At 45.5% G+C, this 22,862-nt stretch carries 25 protein-coding genes; 23 read left to right on the top strand and 2 right to left on the bottom strand.

Features of this window, described 5'->3' with window-relative positions:
* Positions 1-280: 280 nt before the first annotated feature.
* From chvE to mmsB, 3 genes are all read left to right on the top strand, one after another.
* Positions 281-1,366 carry a multiple monosaccharide ABC transporter substrate-binding protein gene (gene chvE / locus AC1VYS_RS21655; RefSeq protein ID WP_482911423.1) on the top strand — a complete coding sequence of 362 codons (1,086 nt, stop codon included), beginning with the start codon at positions 281-283 and terminating at the stop codon, positions 1,364-1,366.
* Positions 1,367-1,454: 88 nt separating this feature from the next.
* On the top strand, positions 1,455-3,005 hold the full coding sequence (gene mmsA / locus AC1VYS_RS21650; RefSeq protein ID WP_482911422.1) for a multiple monosaccharide ABC transporter ATP-binding protein: 1,551 nt from the start codon (positions 1,455-1,457) through the stop codon (positions 3,003-3,005).
* The gene (gene mmsB / locus AC1VYS_RS21645) at positions 2,989-4,152 is read left to right on the top strand and encodes a multiple monosaccharide ABC transporter permease (RefSeq protein ID WP_434749846.1); all 1,164 of its coding nucleotides are present in this window, start codon (positions 2,989-2,991) and stop codon (positions 4,150-4,152) included. The genes mmsA and mmsB overlap by 17 nt, the downstream gene beginning before the upstream one ends.
* A 107-nt stretch (positions 4,153-4,259) precedes the next feature.
* On the opposite strand, the gene AC1VYS_RS21640 is transcribed toward mmsB, so the two are convergent.
* Together AC1VYS_RS21640 and mgtE are read right to left on the bottom strand one after the other, a co-directional pair.
* A complete protein-coding gene (locus AC1VYS_RS21640; protein ID WP_482911421.1) occupies positions 4,260-5,045 on the bottom strand; it encodes a class I SAM-dependent methyltransferase in 786 nt (261 codons plus the stop codon).
* A gap of 161 nt (positions 5,046-5,206) precedes the next feature.
* Positions 5,207-6,577: a magnesium transporter gene (mgtE, locus tag AC1VYS_RS21635; RefSeq protein WP_482911420.1), complete on the bottom strand. Its 1,371-nt coding sequence runs from the start codon at positions 6,575-6,577 to the stop codon at positions 5,207-5,209.
* 189 nt (positions 6,578-6,766) lie between these two features.
* On the opposite strand from mgtE, the gene AC1VYS_RS21630 reads away from it, so the two are divergent.
* From AC1VYS_RS21630 to AC1VYS_RS21535, 20 genes are all read left to right on the top strand, one after another.
* Positions 6,767-7,477, top strand: a complete 711-nt coding sequence (locus tag AC1VYS_RS21630; protein ID WP_482915085.1) for a DNA alkylation repair protein — start codon at positions 6,767-6,769, stop codon at positions 7,475-7,477.
* 45 nt (positions 7,478-7,522) lie between these two features.
* On the top strand, positions 7,523-8,065 hold the full coding sequence (locus AC1VYS_RS21625) for a methylated-DNA--[protein]-cysteine S-methyltransferase (protein WP_482934410.1): 543 nt from the start codon (positions 7,523-7,525) through the stop codon (positions 8,063-8,065).
* A 108-nt stretch (positions 8,066-8,173) separates the two neighbouring features.
* On the top strand, positions 8,174-8,479 hold the full coding sequence (locus AC1VYS_RS21620) for a YfzA family protein (RefSeq protein ID WP_482911418.1): 306 nt from the start codon (positions 8,174-8,176) through the stop codon (positions 8,477-8,479).
* A 154-nt stretch (positions 8,480-8,633) separates the two neighbouring features.
* On the top strand, positions 8,634-9,857 hold the full coding sequence (locus AC1VYS_RS21615) for an amidohydrolase (protein ID WP_482911417.1): 1,224 nt from the start codon (positions 8,634-8,636) through the stop codon (positions 9,855-9,857).
* A 268-nt stretch (positions 9,858-10,125) separates the two neighbouring features.
* Positions 10,126-10,599 (top strand): GNAT family N-acetyltransferase, encoded by a 474-nt coding sequence (locus tag AC1VYS_RS21610; RefSeq protein ID WP_482911416.1) that lies wholly within the window; start codon positions 10,126-10,128, stop codon positions 10,597-10,599.
* A gap of 11 nt (positions 10,600-10,610) precedes the next feature.
* Positions 10,611-11,039, top strand: a complete 429-nt coding sequence (locus AC1VYS_RS21605; RefSeq protein ID WP_482911415.1) for a GNAT family N-acetyltransferase — start codon at positions 10,611-10,613, stop codon at positions 11,037-11,039.
* Between the two features lie 31 nt (positions 11,040-11,070).
* Positions 11,071-11,805: a DUF1361 domain-containing protein gene (locus AC1VYS_RS21600; RefSeq protein ID WP_482911414.1), complete on the top strand. Its 735-nt coding sequence runs from the start codon at positions 11,071-11,073 to the stop codon at positions 11,803-11,805.
* Complete coding sequence (gene dnaN / locus AC1VYS_RS21595; protein WP_482911413.1) at positions 11,802-12,926, top strand: DNA polymerase III subunit beta; 1,125 nt, start codon at positions 11,802-11,804, stop codon at positions 12,924-12,926. Before AC1VYS_RS21600 ends, dnaN begins: the two co-directional genes overlap by 4 nt.
* Before the next feature lie 84 nt (positions 12,927-13,010).
* On the top strand, positions 13,011-13,634 hold the full coding sequence (locus tag AC1VYS_RS21590) for a hypothetical protein (RefSeq protein WP_482911412.1): 624 nt from the start codon (positions 13,011-13,013) through the stop codon (positions 13,632-13,634).
* A gap of 11 nt (positions 13,635-13,645) precedes the next feature.
* Positions 13,646-14,587: a GNAT family N-acetyltransferase gene (locus AC1VYS_RS21585; protein ID WP_482911411.1), complete on the top strand. Its 942-nt coding sequence runs from the start codon at positions 13,646-13,648 to the stop codon at positions 14,585-14,587.
* Positions 14,584-15,315 (top strand): metallophosphoesterase family protein, encoded by a 732-nt coding sequence (locus tag AC1VYS_RS21580; RefSeq protein ID WP_482911410.1) that lies wholly within the window; start codon positions 14,584-14,586, stop codon positions 15,313-15,315. The genes AC1VYS_RS21585 and AC1VYS_RS21580 overlap by 4 nt, the downstream gene beginning before the upstream one ends.
* A 238-nt stretch (positions 15,316-15,553) precedes the next feature.
* Positions 15,554-15,730, top strand: coding sequence for a hypothetical protein (locus AC1VYS_RS21575; RefSeq protein ID WP_482911409.1), 177 nt, complete (start codon positions 15,554-15,556; stop codon positions 15,728-15,730).
* A gap of 140 nt (positions 15,731-15,870) precedes the next feature.
* The gene (locus tag AC1VYS_RS21570; protein ID WP_482911408.1) at positions 15,871-16,383 is read left to right on the top strand and encodes a hypothetical protein; all 513 of its coding nucleotides are present in this window, start codon (positions 15,871-15,873) and stop codon (positions 16,381-16,383) included.
* Positions 16,383-16,673, top strand: a complete 291-nt coding sequence (locus AC1VYS_RS21565; protein WP_482911407.1) for a hypothetical protein — start codon at positions 16,383-16,385, stop codon at positions 16,671-16,673. Before AC1VYS_RS21570 ends, AC1VYS_RS21565 begins: the two co-directional genes overlap by 1 nt.
* Before the next feature lie 67 nt (positions 16,674-16,740).
* Entirely contained in the window at positions 16,741-17,235 is a 495-nt protein-coding gene (locus AC1VYS_RS21560; RefSeq protein WP_482911406.1) for a DinB family protein, read from the top strand.
* Positions 17,236-17,246: 11 nt separating this feature from the next.
* Positions 17,247-18,119 carry an aminoglycoside phosphotransferase family protein gene (locus AC1VYS_RS21555; protein WP_482911405.1) on the top strand — a complete coding sequence of 291 codons (873 nt, stop codon included), beginning with the start codon at positions 17,247-17,249 and terminating at the stop codon, positions 18,117-18,119.
* A gap of 144 nt (positions 18,120-18,263) precedes the next feature.
* Positions 18,264-18,611: a hypothetical protein gene (locus tag AC1VYS_RS21550; protein ID WP_090915355.1), complete on the top strand. Its 348-nt coding sequence runs from the start codon at positions 18,264-18,266 to the stop codon at positions 18,609-18,611.
* Between the two features lie 134 nt (positions 18,612-18,745).
* Positions 18,746-19,744: an endo-1,4-beta-xylanase gene (locus tag AC1VYS_RS21545; protein WP_482911404.1), complete on the top strand. Its 999-nt coding sequence runs from the start codon at positions 18,746-18,748 to the stop codon at positions 19,742-19,744.
* Positions 19,745-19,984: 240 nt separating this feature from the next.
* Positions 19,985-21,103, top strand: coding sequence for a response regulator transcription factor (locus tag AC1VYS_RS21540; RefSeq protein ID WP_482915084.1), 1,119 nt, complete (start codon positions 19,985-19,987; stop codon positions 21,101-21,103).
* A gap of 4 nt (positions 21,104-21,107) precedes the next feature.
* A complete protein-coding gene (locus tag AC1VYS_RS21535; RefSeq protein ID WP_482911403.1) occupies positions 21,108-22,853 on the top strand; it encodes a sensor histidine kinase in 1,746 nt (581 codons plus the stop codon).
* Positions 22,854-22,862 lie beyond the last annotated feature (9 nt).

The following is a 22,862-nucleotide window of genomic DNA, read 5'->3' as shown; positions in this document are numbered from 1 at the left end:
AATCCCATCGGATTGAACGATTATTCTGACATTGTCAAAACATAAAAACAAACCCACTGCTAAGGTTAATCACCTGTGGTGGGTTTTTTGTTTGCTCTTTTCCATCAAAAGTTAAATTTTTATAAAAAAGGTTCAAAACCTGCAAAGACCCCGCTGGCTGTGAAATGCTACCATGGGATGCAGAGAGGAACAATAAGCAGCTGAAAGATACTCCATGTGTTGTAAGCGTTATCTTACGAATCAAACCGAACGCGATGACGTGAAGAAAGGGGAACTTCATATGAAAAAAGGAGCAACACTCATCTGGCTTCTAATCATGGCCTTGATGCTCTCGGCCTGTAATCTGGCTGAAAGTGATGTGGGTAGCAAGGAAAAAGGATATGTCGGCATATCCATGCCTACCAAATCATCAGAACGTTGGGTGGGCGACGGAGAGAATATGGTTCGTTTGTTTCAGGAGCAAGGTTACAAAACAGATCTTCAGTACGCTGAAGATGTGGTTGAGAATCAAATCTCCCAGATTGAAAACATGATTACCAAAGGTGTCGACGTGATGGTCATCGCTTCTGTTGATGGCAACACGCTGACCGATGTCATCAAGAAGGCGCATGACGAAGGCATTCAGGTCATCTCGTATGACCGACTTATTCGTAACACGCCATATCTGACTTACTATGCTACGTTTGACAATTTTAAAGTCGGGGTGCTGCAAGCCTCCTACATTGAGCAGAAGCTGGGGCTTAAGGAGGGTAAGGGGCCGTTTAACATTGAATTATTTGGTGGATCACCGGATGACAACAATGCATACTTTTTCTTCGATGGTGCGATGTCGGTGCTCAAACCGTATATTGACTCTGGCAAACTGGTCGTCCGAAGCAAACAGATGACGATGGCACAAATTGCCACACTGCGTTGGGACGGGGCTTTGGCCCAATCACGGATGGATAACCTGCTGAGTGCTTACTATTCGGGCGATAATCTGGATGCCGTGTTATCTCCGTATGACGGAATCAGTATCGGGATTATATCATCTCTGAAAGGCATTGGCTACGGCAAGCCGAACAAACCGCTTCCGGTTATTACGGGGCAGGATGCGGAACTTGCATCGATCAAGTCCATTGTGGCTGGAGAACAGACACAGACCGTTTTCAAGGACACACGTAAGCTCGCTGAGAAAACGGTGGAGATGGCTAATAGCATTTTGCAAGGAGAACAAGCAGAAGTTAATGATACGGAATCATATAACAACGGATTAATGATTGTCCCGGCGTATTTGCTTGACCCGATCTCTGTCGATCGAACCAACGTGGAAAAAGATATTGTGGGAAGCAAGTATTACACGAAAGAAGAAATAGGCTTGCCGTAAAGTGTGAGGAAAAAGATAAAGCACTCATAAATACGATGAAAGAAATCGCTTTGCCATAATGCATCATCCAAGGAAAGGAGCACATGCCATGACGGACATTATTCTTGAAATGAAAAACATAACCAAAACGTTCCCGGGAGTTAAAGCGCTGGAAAACGTTAACCTAAAGATCCGGGAAGGCGAAATTCATTCCATATGCGGCGAGAATGGCGCAGGCAAGTCTACGCTGATGAAGGTGCTTAGCGGAGTATACCCGCATGGAAGCTATGAAGGAGACATTTTGTTCCGCGGTAAGGCTTGTGAATTCAAAGATATCAAGCAGAGCGAAGACCTGGGCATTGTCATTATTCATCAGGAGCTGGCGCTGATCCCGTATCTCTCCATAGCGGAAAATATATATCTGGGCAATGAGCGTGCAAGCAAAGGCATCGTGAATTGGAAGGAAACCTTTGTCGGGACACGAGAACTGCTTGGCAAAGTAGGTCTGAACGAAAATCCGAACACGCTGGTATCCAGCATCGGGGTAGGTAAGCAACAACTGGTTGAAATTGCGAAAGCGCTCTCCAAAAAAGTACGTTTGCTCATCCTGGATGAGCCCACTGCAGCGTTAAATGAAGACGACAGTGAAAATCTGCTACAACTGATGCTGGAATTCAAAAAGCAGGGCATCGCCTGTATCCTGATCTCTCACAAGCTGAACGAGGTATCTAAGGTTTCGGATGAGGTGACGATCCTGAGAGATGGCAAAACGATTGAAACGCTGGATATGAAAAAGGACAGCGTTACCGAGGATCGCATCATCAGCGGCATGGTTGGACGGGATCTGACGAGCCGCTACCCTGAACGTCATGCCACCATTGGTGACGTGGTGCTGGAAGTGAAAGACTGGACGGTGTATCACGAGCATCAGGCCGAGCGCAAGGTGCTGGATCAGATCAACATGAACATCAGACGCGGCGAGATCGTAGGCATCGCTGGACTGATGGGCGCAGGACGGACAGAGCTTGCGATGAGTATTTTCGGCAAATCGTATGGCCGTAACATCTCGGGGCAACTGATCAAGGATGGCAAGCCGATTCAGAACAACAGTGTGACCGAGGCGATTCAGAATGGTTTTGCTTATGTGACGGAGGATCGCAAGGAATATGGACTTATTTTGATGGATGATATCAAACGCAACATTTCACTCACCGGACTTGGCAAACTGACCCGGAATGCCGTTGTGAACGAGCAGGAGGAAGTGCTGGTTGCGGAAGAAATGAAGAAAAGCATGAACATCAAGGCACCTAACATCCTGCAGAAAACCGGAAATCTGAGCGGAGGTAACCAGCAGAAGGTGGTACTGAGCAAATGGATTTTTGCCGGGCCGGATATTCTCATTCTGGATGAGCCGACACGCGGAATCGACGTAGGTGCCAAGTTCGAAATTTATACGATTATCCACCGGCTTGCTGCCGAAGGCAAGGGTGTGCTGGTGATTTCATCGGAGCTTCCGGAAGTGCTGGGTCTGTGTGACCGGATCTATGTGATGAATGCCGGACAAATTACGGGTGAAGTCAACCGGGAGCAGGCATCGCAGGAAACACTGATGAGATATATGACCAAGTCTGGAGGCGGTAAGCATGGAAACGGTAACTAAACTGTTTAAAAATAATATACGTCAATATGGGATGATCATTGCCCTCGTTGTCATTATGATTCTCTTTGAGGTACTGACGAGCGGGCTGCTGCTCAAGCCGATTAATATCACGAACCTGATTTTGCAAAATAGCTACATTTTAGTACTCGCCATTGGTATGGTGCTGGTCATTATCACAGGGCATATCGACTTGTCTGTCGGTTCGATTGCGGCCTTTGTCGGTGCTGTAGCCGCCATTATGATGGTGGATTGGCAGTTGCCAGCTTGGCTCGCAGTCATTGCTTCCCTGCTGGTCGGTGCACTCATTGGTGCATGGCAGGGCTTCTGGATTGCGTATGTGCGGATTCCCGCCTTCATTGTTACGCTCGCCGGTATGTTGCTGTTCCGTGGTCTGACGATGATTGTACTGGAAGGGCAGTCGATATCTCCTTTCCCTGCTGGATTCCAGAAAATCAGCTCCGGTTTCCTGCCGGATGTTCAATTCTCGGGTCTGGGTCTGGTATCTATCATTGTGGGGATTGCGCTCACCATCTGGTACATTGTGAATGAACTGCGGGAACGTGCTTCCCAGCGCAAGTATGGCTTTGAAGTAGTATCGCAAGGGCTGTTCCTGCTCAAGCTGATTGTGGTGGCAGCGGTAACGAACCTGTTCACCTTCGTGCTGGCAAGTTATGCGGGTATTCCGAATATTTTGGTGCTCCTGTTTGTGCTAATCGTGGTGTACTCCTTTGTCATGAATCGTACCGTGATGGGACGTCATGTGTACGCACTCGGCGGCAATGAGAAGGCGGCAGGACTGTCCGGGGTCAAAACGAAAAAAGTCACGTTCTGGGTGTTCGTGAACATGGGTACACTTGCAGCTGTATCCGGTCTGATCTTCGCCGCACGTTTGAATGCGGCTACGCCAAGAGCAGGTACGAACTTTGAGCTGGATGCCATCGCGGCTTGCTTCATTGGTGGAGCGTCAGCTTCCGGCGGAATCGGTACCGTATTTGGCGCAATCATCGGTGGTCTGGTCATGGGTGTACTCAACAACGGGATGTCCCTGATCGGCCTGGGTATCGACTGGCAGCAAGGAATCAAAGGATTGGTACTGCTGCTGGCAGTGGCATTTGATATCTATAACAAAAATAAACGAGCTGCTTAAATCATAACAGTTGGTTCGGAGCTCGCTCCGACAGGTCTTATGAGATGCCGTAAATTTGAAATATGGAGTTAGTGAAAAGGCTTGGCATGTGCCAAGCCTTTTTGTCTTTATTTTGTAACCGCAATCCACAACGTCCATGAGTCCTTCTCAATAATTGCATCATCAGCACGGTTTGTAAGTTTGCTGTTAATAAACACAATCAGCTCTCCAAGCTCATGGTCTGTTAATTCATGAAGAATAGAGCGTCCAGTCCGATGCGCCAGATCGTTATTCAATGCAGCCATGTCCTGGTGAATAGATCTAGTCTCCCAAAGCTGCACTGTTTTAAGGATCACGAATCCATTAGAATCAAGAGATCTTTGGACTTCAGCGGCTTCGTGCCGACGGGAGCGTTCCATGTCAATTAATTTAGGATACTTTTCGAAGAAGTAACCCCTAATATGATTTTCATCCCCTGGCATTAAACAATCTTCCGGTGTTCTGTCTTGAATGATGAATACACCACCACCAGGTTTCAGGATACGCTTAGCTTCTTGAAAACAGCTGTCCAAATCATGCAAATGATGTATGAGCGCTCTTTCTAAGACGATATCAAATGTATGGTCTGGAAGTCCCGAGTTGTAGGCATTCCCTTGTTGCAATGTGACATTGCTCAGATTCTCACAATGCCGAGCAGCTCCTTGTAACATCTCATTTGAAAAGTCTACTCCAGTAACATGGGCTGCCCCTGAGCTTGCTAAAGCTTTAGTATAAATACCTCCGCCGCAGCCGATGTCAACAATTTCTTTACCGGCTATGCCTACATGCTGCTTAATCAAAGATAACCAAGATACATCGGCAGTTCTGGTTGTGTACGTCATTCTGTTTCGTTTATCGTGAAAATTAATTGGCATTCAAACCACCTCTTGTTCCGTTCTGCGAAACATGGTTTCAATAAGTGACATGCCTTTACAATACCATAATTATCTTCTTCGTCAAGAGGCGCTGGTTTAAATATACATTTTTGAATTAGAGACGGCTTGCTTAGTTTAAACCGACCCTTACACAGCAGGATTCACATCAGTGCGCCTATGAAACGTGTAGCAATACCAAAGTAGATAAACAGGGAGAGAATATCATTTAACGTCGTAATTAACGGGCCAGATGCTACAGCGGGATCGACTTTGAAACGACTGAGCAGAAGCGGGATGCATGTGCCTGTCAGAGTGCCGATAATCAGTGTGAAGAACAGGGATACACCGATAATCATCCCGAGTAGCCAGTCCCCTTGCCAGATATAAGCAATGACCGTGATCAGCAGACCGCAGACAAGACCGATCATCGTCCCGACTTTAATCTCTCGTCCAATCAGGGCGAGTACCGTTGATTTGTCCAGCTTGCGTCCAATAAGTCCGCGTACGACCACAGCAAGGGACTGCGTGCCTGTATTTCCCGTCATTCCGGCAATCATGGGCATGAAGAACGCAAGAGCAACAACCTGATTCAGTGTATCTTCAAAAAAATCAACAATGCTTCCCGAGATCAGGCCGATCAATAACAGCAAAATAAGCCAAGGCAACCTGCGTCTGACCGCAACGAGCGGTTTCGTATCAAAGTCAATATCTTTACCGCCGCCGCCCATTTTGGCGAGGTCTTCGCTGGCCTCATCCATAATGATGTCAATGACGTCATCCATCTGGATGATCCCGCACAGCCGGTTATTCTCATCCACGACCGGAAGGGCGATGAATTCGTAACGCTGGAGCAACTGTGCTGCTTCTTCCTGATCCATATCTACGGTGGCGTGAATGACCCGTCTGGTCATCAGTTGTTCAACCTTGGTTCTGTCATCGGCCAGAGCAAGGGAGCGGTAACTAACGACACCGGCTAGCTTACCTTCATCGTCAATGACATAAAGGTAACTGGAAGGAGAGAGGTGCAACGTACCTTGTGATTGCTTCAGCGCTTCCTTCGCTGTGTCGTGGGTAGATAATGTCCGATAGCGGTCAGTCATGATCCGTCCGGCAGTCTCTGGTGGATAGCTAAGTACAGACCGGATAATGGCGGAGTGATCCAGATTCATGCTGGATAACAATTCTTCCCTTCGTTTCGCCGGCAGATCGTGCATGAAACGAATGAGGTCACTTTTGTCCATCTGCTGCATGACTTCCAGTGTACGTTCTGGCCCGAGTCGTTCAAACAGTTCAGCCTGCTCGTGCAGCTTCAGGTTCTCGGCCAGATCGGCAAGTGTATCCGGTTTAAATAGAAGAAGAAATCGATTCTTTTCGTCTTCAGGGAATTTTTTATAGATAAGGGAAAGATCATAGGGGCGCAGTTCCTTCACCAGTTTATAGAATTCCGGCAGATTTTGGGACTCTACATGCTGCGTCAACTGCTGGGTGATTTCTTCAACGGAAAGCTCTTTATTGGTTTGAGAACCGTTCATATCAACACTCCTTTCCTGAATGGTCAGCTTCATATTTTTAAACGGGAATGCTCTGTTCTTAAACAATGGTATGTGTAGTGAAGTAGAAGACATATTGAAATCTTGCTTAAACATTCGAAGTGGGCTTACAAATGTAAGCACTCAGGATATACTTGTTCTACAGCAACAAATGAGGAGGCCGTTATGTCCTTGGAAACCGATATTCGAACGCAACTGCTCAGTCTGGCTGAGCCGGAATACCAGAAATTCTCAGCGTCCCTTATTCCGAACATTACAAATGTACTGGGTGTGCGCTTACCCACGATCCGCAAAATAGCCAAACAGATTGCTGCATCAGACTGGCGAACGTACCTGAATACGGCGCAGGATGAATATTTTGAAGAGGTGATGCTGCAAGCGATGGTGATTGGTCATGTGCAAGTGGATATGGACGAGTTGCTGACACGCATTGCGGCTTTTGTGCCCAAAATCGATAACTGGTCGGTGTGTGACAGCTTCTGTGCCGGACTGAAATATACGAAAGTGCATATGGATGCGATGTGGAACTTCATTCAACCTTATTTGAAGTCTGATCAGGAATATGAAATCCGGTTTGGTGTCGTGATGCTGCTGAACTTTTATCTGGAGGAGCCTTATATTCATCAGGTGTTGCCCTTACTCGATCAGATTAAACATGAGGCCTATTATGTCAAAATGGCAGTCGCTTGGGCAATCTCGATTGCGTATGTGAAACAGCCCGAAGTGACCATGCCTTATTTGAAGCACAATACGCTTGACGATTTTACGTACAACAAGGCGCTGCAGAAGATTACGGAATCATACCGCGTGACACCCGAGGGCAAGCAAATAATACGAGGTATGAAACGTAAGGTGAAAAGGCAGAATCAGACAACCTCCTGATATAAAATCGGGAGAAGAGAAGGTGAATATGTGATGAGGCAAAAGATGATGTACACTACCATGCAACTACAGGGTCGTCCGTGGAGCCTGCTGGCAACCGAAAAGGGACTTTGCCGAGTGGTCATGCCCAATGAAACGCTGGAGGACTGGCACGGTTGGATCGGAAAAGTTGCTCCGGGTACTGAACTCGAAGAGAATGAGCAGGCATTAAGACAGACGAGCATGATGGACTGGCTGGAGTCCTATTTTGCAGGGGAAAAGATCGCCTTCACAGAGGAAATCCCGCTTGACTTGATCGGTACGGAATTTCAGCAGCAGGTATGGAAAGCACTCGGACATGTGCCGTATGGTGAGATTCGCACGTATGGAGACATTGCTAGCGCCATCGGCCGACCTTCGGCTGTGCGAGCAGTAGGTGCGGCTAATGGGGCAAATCCCATTCCAGTGTTGCTCCCATGTCACCGGATTATTGGTGCCAATCGCAAGCTGACGGGTTTTCGTGGTGGTCTCGAGATGAAGCGCAGTCTGCTGGATATCGAGCAGATACAGGGTGTTGAAGATGGAGGGCATGTGAGATTTGAATTTTAATATCAAGAGGTTTTAAAAAGGAATATGAAGATTTTTCTTTATAGAGAAACACTGAGCCTTCTTTGTGAATGAATCTGGAGTTTATATTTTTGAGGGGAGGGGATTGTATTGTCCTACGTTTCGCACAAATCTCACCCGAATCGTACAAAACGCTGGATGATCAGCATTGGCATTTTTGTAGTTCTTCAAGTCATCTTTATTGTTATTGACGGCACGTCTTTAGAACCCAGGATCAATGATAGTGACAATGAATTTGCAGTAATGCTTAGAGGCATCCTTGAGTCAAAGCTGCTTAATGAAGGGGTAGCACCGTATTCTTTTCCCTTGTTTAATCTGATTCTGATCGTGTACGTAGTTGCCTTATTTCTTCAGGCAATAGCAGATATAATCTCAGTTGTCTTTCGAAAAAGATAAAAGCAGACTCGTGATTCTCGCATTCTATTAAAATGTGTCGTTTTTATTTAGCGTAATTCCTTCTTGAAGCTTGAAGTGGTATGGTAAACTAAAATATAAAATGGTTTGTTATAAACATCAGGAAACATGCCAGATATCAAGAGGTGAATGATCTATGCAACAGGCATATTGGCTGACCAATGTAAGGTTGGAGCAAGGGTATATTCGTGAAGGAGCAGAGGTGACGGGCACGCAAACAGGACTTGCGCATCTTCGAATTGAAAACGGAGTCATCGCTGCGATTATGGATGGTAATGAACCACTGACGGACAATTTGCCATCGTTGGATGGCAAAGGGTTGCTATTGTTCCCTTCGTTCCAAGAAGCGCACGTTCATCTGGATAAAACCTACTATGACGAGCCGTGGAGAGCAGTTAGACGCAGCTCCAGCATCTTTGATCGTATTGAGGAAGAAAAGGTATTGCTGCCCAAGTTGCTACCCGATGCGAAACGGCAGGCGGAAAGCATCCTTGCGCTAATACAGGGGTATGGCTCTACACATGTTCGAGCGCATTGTAATATTGAACCAGTGAGCGGACTGAAACGATTGGAGGCAACCAAGCAGGCCCTGGAGAGTTACACAGGTAAAATATCTTCAGAGATTGTCGCGTTCCCACAGCATGGGCTATTACGATCGAACTCAGTCGAACTGATGGAACAAGCCATGACAGAGGGCGCAACACATGTAGGCGGACTTGATCCGTATACCGTAGATGAGAACATCGAAAAATCGCTACATACCATGATGGAACTGGCAGTCAAACATCAAGCAGGGATCGATATGCATCTGCATGATGGCGGCGAATCTGGCAAGCAAACGTTGCTGGAACTTGTCAGGCTGACTGAAGAAGCTGGGCTTCAAGGTCAAGTTACGGTGAGTCATGCGTTCTGGTTTGCCGGAGCGGGGCAGCAGGAAGCCGAAGAGATGGCGAGTCGTATGGCATCGCTAGGGATGAGTGTTGCTTCAACGGTGCCAATCGGCAGAACGATGATGCCGCTTCCGATGCTGCAAAGTATGGGTGTGAACGTGAAACTGGCCACGGACAGTCTGACGGATCACTGGTCTCCATTCGGCAGCGGGGATATGCTGGAAAAGGCAGGACGTTTCGCTGAACTATATGGATATAGCGATGAGTTATCGTTGTCTCAATCACTGGCCTATGTAACGGGCGGAGTGACACCGTTGAATGCAGCAGGGGAGAAGGTATGGCCGAAGACTGGGGATGAAGCGAATTTTGTACTAGTGCAGGCGAGTTGTGCAGCTGAGGCGGTTGCCCGTAGAGCCGACAGGAAAGCGGTGTGGTATCAAGGGCAAGTGGTGAGCGGAACGTTAGCCTGATTAGTATGGTTTGAACACCAAATATGTTGGCATAACATGTAAACCGTGAACCAAGCTAAGCTTAAGAACAGTAATGCTGGATTAACAAAATAAAGCATGAGGGTTAAGCCACGGATTTCGTGGCTTTTTGCATGGAACAGAGTGGAAGGGAGATTACAAAATGGGGAGGAAAAAATTATACGCATAATCCACATTCTGGGTTATGATAGATTATGATTTTAATATAGTAAGAGTTCGTTACTAGGTAGTAACAGGAGGAAAAGGCGTAATGAATATGAATCACCACATGGAAAATCAAGTGACCTTACAACCGATTACACAGGAAAATGAAAGTGAATGCATCCGTCTGCAACCGAGGGAAGATCAGCTCAAATTGGTAGCAAGCAATGCGGATTCTTTAATTCATGCGACCAAGGAATTGACTTCGAGACCTTACGGGATCTATGCGGGAAATGATATGGTCGGGTTTATTTTGTTTGATAATGAGATGTATACGGATGGGTATTACTGGATTCTTCGTTTTATGATGGATGGGAAACATCAAGGTCAGGGTTATGGGAAACGTGCGATTCAGGAAGTCATTCACATGTTGCAGGAGCGAAGTGATTGTCGGCAGATCAGAGTATCCCATGTGCCACATAATGTTGTGGCTAATGCACTGTACAAACGTTGTGGTTTTCAGGAAACAGGTGAATTTGAGGATAACGGTGACATTATTTTAAGTTATCAGGTCAGAGAATAGGGGCGGTAAAAATGATCAGAGAAGCCGAAGCCAGGGATGCAGCGGCTATTGAAGGGTTGTACAGGGAACTATTGCCTAACCATGCGAATATCGAGGTACTGGCTGAACGAATTGAAGAGATCAAGTGTCACGAACACAGCTTCCTTTTTGTATACGAAGCCCGGGAGCAGGTGGTCGGTACAGCTCATTTACATATTTGCTTGGATGCACTCTCAGGACATCGTCCCTTTGGTGTTGTAGAGAGAGTGATTATCTCTGACAAGGTGCAGGGAAAGGGATACGGGACAGAATTAATGCAGCATCTGGAACAGGTATGTGTGCAGATGAATGCATCGAAGATGCTGCTCGCAAGCGGAGCTTCCAGACATGCGGCCCATCAATTTTATACACAACTTGGTTATGATGGCGAGTCCAGCAAAGCGTTTAAGAAGTATCTATAGATTATCTAAGGAGAACGATTAATCCAACAAGATGAGAACTAAACGATATCAATACAAAATATTGAATAAAGGATTTATGGCAATGACGTTTATGTTGCTGCTTATGACGTTATTTTGTTTAGGCATTGCTGCATACTTGCGAGCAAAGCTCGGTTCAAACATGTATGCCTTTTTAGGTTGGGACATGTTTCTGGCATGGGTTCCATTACTCATTTCATTGCTTATGGCTTACGCCTTCCAGCGCAAGGCTGTGAGACCCGGATGGCTGGGCGTGACACTGGTTGCGTTGCTCGGTCTGATCTGGCTTTTCTTTTTGCCTAATGCGGCCTATCTGTTTACAGAGATGCTGCATGCATTCCGATATTTTACGGCTCAACAGGGGAGTCGATTTTGGTTTACTATAGATTTTTGGTACAGTCTGACACTTGCATTTACTGTTGCCATCGTAGGTTTGCTACTCTCGACATGTTCTGTGATACAAATACAACAGTTGCTTCATCGGTTTGTACACAGGTTTGTTTGCTGGATAGTCGTGGCAATTATTTTGCTTCTGAGCAGTTTAGGCGTGTATATTGGCAGATTTAATCGATGGAATTCATGGGATATGGTATCCCAGCCGAGTCAGATTATGATCGATTTATGGAATGATTTTGGTGCAGGAGATGGCCTTATGATTGAGTTTGTAACCCTGATGTTTATAATTCAAGGGTTCGCATACATCATCATTTCACAGATAAATATCCATAACAGGGAGCTGCCCCAATGAGAGTGATCATAAACCGTATTCGTTTACTGGAACAGTTAACTAAAACAGTCCGCTTTGTACCGTCTAACGAGCAAGCTCGCGTGCTTGAGTGTATATTTATGGAGGCGGTTACAGATCGGATCAATCTAATTGGTGGGGATGGTACCACTTTTTTGATGACGGAGATGGCTAAGGAACATATTCAAATACAGCAAAAGGGAAAAGTGGCGGTTCAGGCGAAACTTCTGGCTGAGATCGTGCGGAAGATGGAGGACAACGAAATCATGTTATCCACTGAGGCGACGAGTGATCGGTTAATGGTTTCAACCCTTTCGAACAGATCAACCTTTGTCCTTAAGTTGCTGCAGGTTGATGAATATCCGATTCCAGAGCGTATGGAGGATCACACGTTGTTTGCCATCCGCGGAGCAAGTTTGCGAGATGCTATTCGTCAAACCTTGTTTGCAGTTCAGAAAAAAGAACATCTGCCTACGCTTACTGGAGTAAAGATGGAAGTTAGGGATAATACGTTAATCATGATTGGTTGTGACCGGTATCGAATGGGTAAGGTGGAGCAGGTTTTTACGTCTGAGAAGGCTACCACAAGCAAAGGAGTCATTGTTCCTGGTCGAACTGTGAATGAGCTTGAGAAACTTATTGGGAATGAAGCTGTTCATGTAAAATGGTGTAAAACTAAAATCGAGTTCACGGGCAACGATTTTACTCTTCTGACTCATTCCATCACAGGAACTTATCCGAACGTGGATATAGGTGTTGACTCCGTGTACGCGGCTCGATTTGTCGTGCATGCACCTGCTCTTATATCGGCCCTGGATCGGGTTGCGATCATTGCATCTCAGGAGAAGACCAATCTGACTCAAATGCGGGTTCATGCGGGGCAAGTTGAATTCAACGCCTCAAGTCAAGTGAATTATGCTTCAGAGTCTCTCGATATACAGGATTTTGTGGGGGCGGAATGTAAAGTGTCACTTAATGTAGGTTATGCATTGGAAGCTTTGAAAGCTCTGGGTGCAGAGCGGGTTCACGTACAGATCAACCAAGGAATGCAGATGATTCTATTTACCTCGGAAGAAAAAAACGGGGTGTTACAGCTAATTATGGCAGCTCGAACAGCTGGCTGATTTTTGTTCCGAACAACTCTTAAGTATAGGAGTGGACAAAGTAGGAATTCGGAATATCAATACAACTGATCAGGAGGAAAAGACATGAGTAATGCTTCTGATTTTATCCGTCAATTGCCCTGCGTTTCTGAATGTCAACGAATCTTCAGAGCAGCAGCGATGCTGGATGCAATACTAATGCCAGAATGGGAGTACAGGTATTATTCGTACAATGCGCATTGGGATGTGAACGAACAGATGGCTTCCATGAGAGATGGTGAGGGAGATCACTATTTCGCATTATTTGATTCGAGCAACCGTTTAATCGTCAAAGGTTACGACAAAGCTTATGCTTCCCTACATCAAGATCAATTTGGTGATGTATTGGAGGGTGTGCCGGCAGACTTCAAAAAGACGTTTCTGGACGAGCCTGCTTTTATGATGGATCAGACTACCTTCTGCATCTGGAATGAAGAGAAACAGAACAAGTGGGTTTCGAGTCAAGAGCTTCCGGATGAAGCTTATGCTCTGCTACAAGTTCTTGTGGGCGGTGCGGAGCACTACCATGTTTGGGCTCAGGAGTATTATGAGATTGAACTGGATCTAGAGCCGATTCAGCATGTTTTTGCCATGAAATCGTTGGATGAACAACTGTTACAGTCATTAAACCCGGAGATTGAGTTAGACGAGTTGGAAGAAGACATTGCAGAAATCGGATACCCGGTTTAGGAGGAATGCATATGAGATTAACAGAATGGACTGCGGACACGCTCCAATATGATCTGTCGGATGAATATTCGATTCGCCTTGCCGATGTTACGGAGTGGGGGTTATTTTGTACCATCTATTATGATATGGGATACGTCGGATTTTTCAGGGAAGAAGAATTCAGTTCCACAAGGTGCAGCGCGTACTGGATCTATCGAGGGGAAAGTAAAATAGGCGGTGTACGAATGGAGCCTAACAAGATGTATCATTTGTTTCTCATTCCGCCATTCCAGCAAGGATTTGAGATCGTCAAGCTGCTGAAACGGAAATTAATGCAGTGTTCGGATCGTAGCAAACGTATTCTGACATTTGAGATTCTTCCGGGACAAGTCGACTGGTTTGCGAGAGCGGGGTTCTGGCCGGTCGAATTCAGATGCCGCTGGATGCAGCGTCCCACGGATCATTTCGAGGTGGATTGGGACAGCAGGGTGACTGTTAAGAGCCCAGAGATTATTGGAAAAGAATCAGGCTTCAAATATGTAAACGAAGAGGAAATTGCCCAGTGTGATCTGGAAAGTTTCGGTGGAAGTCTGGAAGCAACGCGCAGAAAGCGGAGCTCTCTTGAAGATTTTACACCTGACGAAGATCCTAATTATACGAATGAAATCCTGACTCAGGCATCTACATTGGTATATGATCGCGAAACGGGTGAGTTGGTCGCTAACTGCCGCTTGTGTTTACAGGATGATCAGGCTGCGGTATACAGTATTGGCGTAATCCCCTCGTACAGAGGCAGAGGACTTGCTACCCAAATGTTACAAAGAGCATTAACGATGCTCAAGGGGCACTATCCATTTTTGCGACTGTATGTGATGGAAGGCAATGATGCCGAGTCTGTATATCTGAATCTGGGTTTCGTTCAAGGTGTGCAGGAGATTCAGACGATGTATATTCCTGAGGAGAAAGCGGAATGAAGGTTGCCATTTTAACCGATATTCACGGAAATACTCCTGCGCTTCGAGCTGTGCTAAATGATATCGATCAACAGGGAGACATTGAGCAAATATTTTGTTTAGGGGATATGATTGGCATTGGTCCTTATTCGAATGAAGTCATCGAAATGTTGTACAGCCGCGAGCATATGACAGCCATTGCAGGGAATCACGAAGCTGCTGTGCTTCATTTGCTTCAAGGCAGAGGACCGCTAGAAGGACACAAAGGAATGAAAGAACATCATGAGTGGGTTGGCGGTCAGCTTAGTCAGGAGTCGATCAAGAGAATACAGAAGCTGCCCCAATCAATCGAAAAAGAAGTTGAAGGACATCATATACTTTTGACTCATTATCATATGAATGATAACAAGCTGGATACGATTGACCGAGAACCCTCAGGCGTGAAGTGGGATGCAAAATATAAAGGAACACCGTATGACCTGATCTGTTTTGGACATTATCACATATTGCATTATTTCAGAACAGAGCAGCGGGTTTACATGAATCCTGGAGCGTTGGGATGCAATGATCTTGCGGTGGCAAGATACGGAATTGTGGATTTTCAGAAGGAACGTCTGGATATGAGATTTACAGCGGTTCCCTATAACAACAGGCAGTATCTTCAAGCGTATGAGCATCTGAACGTTCCAGATAAGGATTTTATTTTGAAAGCGTTCCATGGAAATCAACTCGAAAAAGAAATGTTGTAGAGATAGGGCGGTCTAATGAGATCGCCCTCTTTATTTCAGAAAGAGGAGGAAAAGATCATTATATTTGGTATAATTATTTGTTTACTTGTACTTTTAATTCTAGGTCAATATGTCATCAAAACAGCCATTGATACTTCAAAAAATACGCAGCATACGAAAGAGATTTTGGAAGAGTTAAAGGAAATTAAGTCTTTATTGAAAGAGAGACAGTAACGAAGCTTAATGAAGAGGTGAGGGCATGATTCATGATTTAAAAGGTGAGAAAAATATGTCTTCTGTGACGGGGATGCTTTTCGCCGCGGTTAAAGAGAACAGAGAACGCTTGAAATTCATCACGGATTCCATGTCACAGGATGAGGTCGATTACAGAGGACCATGCACAATTCTCACGGATGACAAAATAGACTGTAACTAAAGTTCAATTCAGGTTGTTTTTATTATAAGAATAGTGGAGACCGTTGAAACGTGGAACAGCAAATGATTGAATATCATAATTCGCTGCTGAGCATGTTCGCTCATGTGGTGAACAAGGCACACATTGGGAGGTGATGAAGGATGAATAATACACGAAATATCAAACGATTCTGGTTGGTTATGGGTACTGTGGTAGCAGCGCTAGCCCTGTACTTCTTTTTTATGAACAACCGGTTTGTGGATATCGAAACCTCTTTATCTAGCGCGGAGGTTGTCCGTGCAGACACGAGCAAAGCAATATATACCAAGTTAGGTGGTAGTGGAGCGCAGATCCGTTTTGATGATGCTGTTTTAAGTGAAGCGGAAACAAGCAGGGTTGTTCATTGGTTGAATGAAGCTCCAGCGTCAGCGAAGACACCTGTAGATCGCATTGAGGGTAGTGTTCATATGGGTATCGCTCTGAGATTGAAGCATAACACTCAGGTCACGATACAATACAATGGTAAAGAGATATATGTTACGAAAAAGGGCCGTTTTAATCAGGATTCGAGGTATATAATGCATCATCAGGCATTAAAAGATTACCTGGACCGAGAGCTGGAGGGGACCTATTACGGAGGAAATCTGGCTAAGCAGGAACAGGAGGAGACGTAATGAAGATACATAAAAAAATATTCAATCTGTCGGCTTGGCTCGCTGTATTGGCTGTCTTTTTTATTCCGGGAACGCTGAATGATGATAACGAACCTTTACGAACCGAGTATGGATTCCCGCTTCGTTTTTTGACGGATTATCATGTCTCGAATTCGAATGGATCGACATGGTTTATATCGGATATGTATATTAATTTACTAGTATATATCGTGAATGTTCTATTAATTTATGCCGGAATACATGTGATTGTGTATATCAAAAAAAGATTAACTAAGAAATCAGTGGAATGAATAATAATTTATTGAATTGATCAAGAAGCTATAATGACCTGAGTACAGCAACATAGGAGGCTATGGTATGGAAACCTTTTTTCAATACAACTGGATCGTGCGTGAACAGTGGTATGCGTGGTGTGCTGACCTGCCGCCAGAAGAATTGCTTCGACCGCGTACAGGTGGTGTGGGAAGTATACTTAAGACTTTTTTTCATATCATTGATGTGGAGTGGAGCTGGCTTCAACTGCTACAAGGAAAACCGGATACTGCGGAGGATTTTGCAAACTACCAGACGCTCGAAGCTGTTCGTGAGCTGGACCGCAAGCTACATCAAGATGTAGAAGCATTTGTTTTATTGTGGGAGCCGAGCATGGAAAAGAGAACTTACATCGACCGCCGAAGCGACGGACACGTGCATATCGATGCTTGGGGCGAAGTCATGCGTCATGTCATTGCACATGAAATCCATCATATAGGGCAGTTATCCGTATGGGCAAGAGAACTTGGCCGAGAGCCCGTATCTGCTAATGTTATAGGTAAAGGATTGATTGAACCTAACCATGATGAAGGGCCGTGAGGTGAGTACAAGTGATACAACTTCGCAGTATCCACTGGGTTCAACTGGATGAAGCGATTCGGCGGGAAATAGGTCAGGAGCATCGGATGATCCCGCTAAAGCCTGGATTGGAAGCGGATGTTATGCGTGTTGAACTTCATGATCAGCTGTGTGTACTGAAGATCTGGAATAAGGATTCTCGTCCGGATATTGAAAAACAGTATCAGTTATTGCAGGAGTTGATTCAAAGTGGGATCCAGGTATCCCAGCCATATGGCTGGGGGATGGATGAGCATCAGAATCAAGTACTGCTCACAAGTTACGATGGTGTGCCGGTTACCCGGCTAGATCAAGGAATATTAAGACGGCTTGCTCAGACTTTAAATAATATCCACCAGCATCCAGTCCGTGTTAAAGAGCCGCAAACGAAAGAAGCAAAACAAAATTACATTCCACGTTACAATTTCGTTGACTATTTTTTTCCTCAGGTTGCTAAGCACCTAGATATCCATCACATTGTTCATGACTTAATGAAACGTATAAAGATCAGACAGGATCACTTCATTCATGGTGACTATAACCTAGGGAATATTCTAGAGATGAATGGAAAATACACTATCATAGACTGGACCAACGGACAGTGCGGAGATCCGAGATATGATGCGGCATGGTCTGTTTTTCTAATTACCATCTATAACGGAGAAGAGTTCGGAATGTTTTATCAGGCCGAATTACGAGCGGTTGCCGGCGATACGCTGGATGAGGAGGAGGGTTTTGAAGCATTGGCCTGGTTACGCTGGGTGTTGCTCTCGCGCGAAGGCGATGTTCCGAGAAATGCAGAAGTCATGCGGCGAGTGTTTGATGTAGCTACTCATAACCCTTACCTCCAAGCAGACTTGTTGTAAATGAAATATCCCCTCTATAGAGCATTTCCTTAAAGTCCTAAAATTACGATTTGGTATTCGGAATATCTTTTTAAGGTGACCTACAAGCCTGTCCTAAACTCGTATTTTCTGCATACCTATGGTAGTAGAGGAGCGTGATGAGTAATGGAACAGAAGGTACAGACTTACTTTGAACTGAAACAGCAGCAGAAAGAGATCGAACAACAGTTATCTGTATTGAGAGATGAGATTGTGGCATACTGTGCTCAGCAAGGCGTATATGAAACCGAAGTAGGGGGATATAAGGTGAAAACGGTGCTCCAGCACCGCAAGGAATATGACGATCAGAAGCTGTACGCATCGTTGCCTGACCCAGAGATCTGGAGGCTGCTGTCCAAGGTGGACAGCCATAAGCTGAAAAGCCTGATTAAGCTTAATGTACTCTCTGAAGAACAAGTCAGCCCGGCATGTACAGTGAAGCAAGTGACTTTGCTACAGATAGACAAGTTATAACGTATATTGCCTGCATTTCTTCTTTTTGTGCTGAAATTGGTAGAATTTCAGGGGGGAGAAGGTTTATTTTGTTCAGGGAAAGCGCATTCATTATCCGTTATGATGAAGAAATAAATCTGCGAGGAGGAACCAGGATGTCTACCGAAATTCCGTCCCTACATACTGCTTATGCCGATGCGTTCAAAATAGGTGCAGCAGTACATACAAGAATGCTACAATCCGAAGGGGAATTTATTGCGAAGCACTACAATAGTGTTACTGCGGAGAATCAGATGAAGTTTGAAGAAGTTCATCCGCGAGAACATGAATATACGTTTGAGGCAGCAGATGAGATCGTTGATTTTGCAGTGGGCCGTGCGATAGGTGTACGTGGTCACACGTTGGTATGGCACAATCAGACGCCGGCATGGGTGTTTGAGGATGCTTCCGGCGGACCGGCTTCGAGGGAACTGATGTTGTCCCGCTTGAAGCAGCATATCGATACCGTTGTTGGCCGTTACAAAGGACAGATCTACGCATGGGATGTGGTAAACGAGGCGATTGAAGACAAGACTGATGTGATCATGCGAGATACAAACTGGTTGCGATTGCTGGGAGAAGATTACCTGGCACAGGCATTCCATATGGCTCATGAAGCTGATCCTGATGCGCTGTTGTTCTATAATGATTACAACGAGACTAATCCGGTCAAACGGGAGAAAATATACAATCTGGTTCGGTCCCTGCTGGATCAGGGGGTTCCGGTTCATGGTATTGGTATGCAAGGACACTGGAATATTCATGGTCCGTCTATTGAAGAGATCCGTGAAGCCATTGAACGTTATGCTTCACTGGATGTGCAGCTTCACGTCACTGAATTGGATGTATCTGTGTTTCAACATGATGATAAGCGCACTGATCTGACAGAGCCGACGCCTGAGATGATGGAGCTTCAGGAGAAACGGTATGAGGAGATTTTCAAGCTGTTCCGGGAGTATCAATCCAATATTACTTCTGTAACATTCTGGGGTGTGGCTGATCATTATACGTGGTTGGATCATTTCCCGGTACGCGGCCGCAAAAACTGGCCATTTGTGTTCGATACCAAGCAGCAACCGAAGGATTCATTTTGGCGCATTATCGGGCAAAAGTAAAAAGAAGGCTAGGGCAAAGGTTCAGGCTCAATTTAGATAAACGTTTAAGCGAAACACCCAGCGCTTTGCTGAGTGTTTCGGAATTACAGCCTTACATGCGGACCCCATAAAAAGGGCGAGCCTGTAAGGCTTTTTTGAAGTATCTTATATATAGAGCAGATTTATTCGAATAATAGCATTGTCACATGGACGGTACGATGCCATACTGGAGAAAAAAAGGGGAAATGGCAGGTGAATCCAATGTACAAGGTCATTGTAGCAGATGATGAGCCGTTTATGCTGGAAGGCTGGAAAACGATGATCGATTGGCAAGGCTGCGGATATGAGTTGTGTGGAACTGCGACCGATGGAGAAGAAGCACTGGAACTGATCAACCATGTAAATCCGGATTTGGTGGTAACCGATATCCAGATGCCCGTGCTTGATGGACTGGGGCTGATCCGAACCATGCGTGAAGAGTTAAAATATGATTCCCAAATCGTGATCGTAACAGGGTATTCCGAGTTTGGTTATGCACAGCAGGCGATACGATATCGGGTGAATGAATATGTGCTCAAACCTTTGGTGCCAGAAGAAATTCACGAGTTATTACGGAACCTGATCGTACCGCTGGATACCCAGCGGCAGGAAATAGAGATCAAGCTTGCGGAAGAGCAATATCACGCCATGGAGATGCTGGACACAACTACGGATGAGGGCGGCATGCTGGATGAGGCGGATCTGGAGAAAATGGCATCGCGTGCCCGGCAGTTTATCGCTTTAATCGAGGCAGGAGATGTAAAAGGCATTGCTCGCACTGTGGATGATATGCTACAGGAGATGCAGGAATCACGGGCCGCGATGATTTGGGCTCAAAGCGCAGTCAGATACATCCACGGGGAACTACTGCGCAGATATAGCATGATCGGAGCAGATCAGACTCTTCTCCAAGTGCGGATCTGGCATCATACAGAGAGTTGGTTCATGGGAGACTTGAAGAAATTGTTTATTCGGATTACGGAAACCTTTGCCTCAATGGCTCAGGCTGATCCGGGTTCCAGTGGGCTCGTGGCAGAGGCCGTACAGTATCTGAAGGAGCACTATCGTACCAAAATCAAACTGCAGCAGCTAGCGAATCATATTCATGTCAACGCAGCTTATTTAGGTCAGCAGTTCAAGCGTGAGATGGGAATCAGCTTCAGTGAATATGTTCATCGTCTTCGTATTGAAGAGGCACGCAGGATGCTCCGCCGAACCAATATGAAAATTTCAGATATCGCGTTTGAATTGGGCTATCATGATGCGGAGTATTTTACAGAAAAATTTAAAGCGCTTACAGGCGAGCTCCCATCTCTATATAAAAACAACAACCAAGGGTGATCATGTGCATAAGAAAAAGAGGACTTTTCATACCGTAAACGACATCCCCCTTCGATATAAGTTTTTGCTGATCTATGTGGTCAGTATTCTTCTTCCGATTATTGCGATTAATCTGTTTTTTTATCAACGAACATCTGCAGATATCAAAGTGCGGGAACAGGAAAATTTGCGCAAATCAATTGACAGAGCTGCGGGAGAATTGGTCGGTATGATTGATGAGAGCGTGGCGCTAAGCCGTATGATTGCCGCCGATGATTCCTTGTATGAAGCCTTGGATCGTACCTATGCGTCACCTGTGGATTATTACAACGAATACCATGTTTTCTTGCGTGACAAATTGACACGTTATATGTCGGCTAATATTTTGGAAGTCCGAATTTTTACGGATAACGATACCATTCAGACCGGTAGTCACTACATCGTCATGAAGGACAAAATGACATCACTGCCGGGCATGGAGCAGTTAAATCAAGCAAACGGCGATATTTTAGTTATTGATTACGAAGAACAGTCTGGATTTAGCCGAGGGAAGCGAATTAGTGTCATTGGGAAAATGAAGACATTTACTTCATATGCTACCTACGCGAAGTATTCCAAAATTGATCTCGAAGTGAATCGCATTTACAGCATCCTTAATCGGGAGACAAACAGCCTGCAGCTCATGCTTGTGGACGGAAATAGCCGTCCGGTCGTTTCCAGTGCACGCTTCCCGGCAGAGGGATGGTCTTCGGATGCGAATTCCGAATATATCATGGAGAAGTCACTTGGCAATCTGGCTTATCTGGACGGCTGGAAGCTGATCGGTGTTGCGGATACGCGGCATGTGGATCAGTTGTTGAACGAAGCGCGTAATTCTATTTTGTGGCTCGCGGTCATCAGTGTCATCGTACCCTCGGTGCTCATTTACTTTATTCTGCGTTCGTACCACTACCGTGTCCGTAAATTGTCACGGCATATGGAGAAAGTGCGGAATGAACGTTTTGACCTGATTGAGATTCAGGAAGGTCGGGACGAGATTGGCGGGTTAATTCGCACGTTTAATATGATGATCAGCAAAATCCATTCTCTGATTAACGACGTATACAAACTGGAGATCAGGCACAAGGATTTGGAACTGGATCAAGTCCGAACGGAGTTATCTATGCTCCAGAGCCAGATGAATCCACATTTTCTGTTTAATACACTGAATGCCCTGCTCGTGGTGAGCACTAAAAACGGCTATACCGAAGTATCTGAGATTATTAAAAGCTTATCTTTACTTATGAGACAGTTGCTCAGCAGATCAGACAACCTGATTGCACTCGAAGAGGAGTTGCAGTTCACAACACTTTATCTTCAAATTGAGAAGTTCAGGTTCGGAGAGTTGTTTGATTATACTCTGGATATTGATCCAAAGGCTGCAGGCAAACGTATTCCGCGTATGAGTATTCAGCCGCTGGTGGAAAATGCGTGCAAACATGGACTGCAAGCACGTAAGAATGGGCGATTAATTCACATTACTGCAAAGCTAGGTGAATCCGGACTTGTTATTCGTGTCATCGATAATGGGATCGGGATGGAACAGGATAAACTGAGGCAATTAATACAGGATGTACGCTCGGATCAGGCGAAGGACGGTTCACATGTGGGCATCCGTAATGTCTATCGCCGCCTGGAATTATTTTATGAAGGAGATGCAACGTTCACGATTCGCAGTGAGAAGGGTAGCGGCACAGAAGCCGGATTTCATATTCCGACAGATAGACTGTGACTGATGAAC

The sequence above is a fragment of the Paenibacillus sp. G34 genome (genome assembly GCF_056856875.1).
The sequence above is the reverse complement of the archived record's forward strand: the minus strand, read 5'-3'. Positions and strand labels throughout refer to the sequence as shown.

Excerpts from the sequence above, each read along its gene's own strand:
- chvE (WP_482911423.1), top strand. The coding sequence starts at position 281 with ATGAAAAAAGGAGCAACACTCATCTGGCTTCTAATCATGGCCTTGATG.
- mmsA (WP_482911422.1), top strand. The coding sequence starts at position 1,455 with ATGACGGACATTATTCTTGAAATGAAAAACATAACCAAAACGTTCCCG.
- mmsB (WP_434749846.1), top strand. The coding sequence starts at position 2,989 with ATGGAAACGGTAACTAAACTGTTTAAAAATAATATACGTCAATATGGG.
- AC1VYS_RS21640 (WP_482911421.1), bottom strand. The coding sequence starts at position 5,045 with ATGCCAATTAATTTTCACGATAAACGAAACAGAATGACGTACACAACC.
- mgtE (WP_482911420.1), bottom strand. The coding sequence starts at position 6,577 with ATGAACGGTTCTCAAACCAATAAAGAGCTTTCCGTTGAAGAAATCACC.
- AC1VYS_RS21625 (WP_482934410.1), top strand. The coding sequence starts at position 7,523 with ATGATGTACACTACCATGCAACTACAGGGTCGTCCGTGGAGCCTGCTG.
- AC1VYS_RS21615 (WP_482911417.1), top strand. The coding sequence starts at position 8,634 with ATGCAACAGGCATATTGGCTGACCAATGTAAGGTTGGAGCAAGGGTAT.
- AC1VYS_RS21610 (WP_482911416.1), top strand. The coding sequence starts at position 10,126 with ATGAATATGAATCACCACATGGAAAATCAAGTGACCTTACAACCGATT.
- AC1VYS_RS21605 (WP_482911415.1), top strand. The coding sequence starts at position 10,611 with ATGATCAGAGAAGCCGAAGCCAGGGATGCAGCGGCTATTGAAGGGTTG.
- AC1VYS_RS21600 (WP_482911414.1), top strand. The coding sequence starts at position 11,071 with ATGAGAACTAAACGATATCAATACAAAATATTGAATAAAGGATTTATG.
- dnaN (WP_482911413.1), top strand. The coding sequence starts at position 11,802 with ATGAGAGTGATCATAAACCGTATTCGTTTACTGGAACAGTTAACTAAA.
- AC1VYS_RS21590 (WP_482911412.1), top strand. The coding sequence starts at position 13,011 with ATGAGTAATGCTTCTGATTTTATCCGTCAATTGCCCTGCGTTTCTGAA.
- AC1VYS_RS21585 (WP_482911411.1), top strand. The coding sequence starts at position 13,646 with ATGAGATTAACAGAATGGACTGCGGACACGCTCCAATATGATCTGTCG.
- AC1VYS_RS21580 (WP_482911410.1), top strand. The coding sequence starts at position 14,584 with ATGAAGGTTGCCATTTTAACCGATATTCACGGAAATACTCCTGCGCTT.
- AC1VYS_RS21575 (WP_482911409.1), top strand. The coding sequence starts at position 15,554 with ATGATTCATGATTTAAAAGGTGAGAAAAATATGTCTTCTGTGACGGGG.
- AC1VYS_RS21570 (WP_482911408.1), top strand. The coding sequence starts at position 15,871 with ATGAATAATACACGAAATATCAAACGATTCTGGTTGGTTATGGGTACT.
- AC1VYS_RS21565 (WP_482911407.1), top strand. The coding sequence starts at position 16,383 with ATGAAGATACATAAAAAAATATTCAATCTGTCGGCTTGGCTCGCTGTA.
- AC1VYS_RS21560 (WP_482911406.1), top strand. The coding sequence starts at position 16,741 with ATGGAAACCTTTTTTCAATACAACTGGATCGTGCGTGAACAGTGGTAT.
- AC1VYS_RS21550 (WP_090915355.1), top strand. The coding sequence starts at position 18,264 with ATGGAACAGAAGGTACAGACTTACTTTGAACTGAAACAGCAGCAGAAA.
- AC1VYS_RS21545 (WP_482911404.1), top strand. The coding sequence starts at position 18,746 with ATGTCTACCGAAATTCCGTCCCTACATACTGCTTATGCCGATGCGTTC.
- AC1VYS_RS21540 (WP_482915084.1), top strand. The coding sequence starts at position 19,985 with ATGTACAAGGTCATTGTAGCAGATGATGAGCCGTTTATGCTGGAAGGC.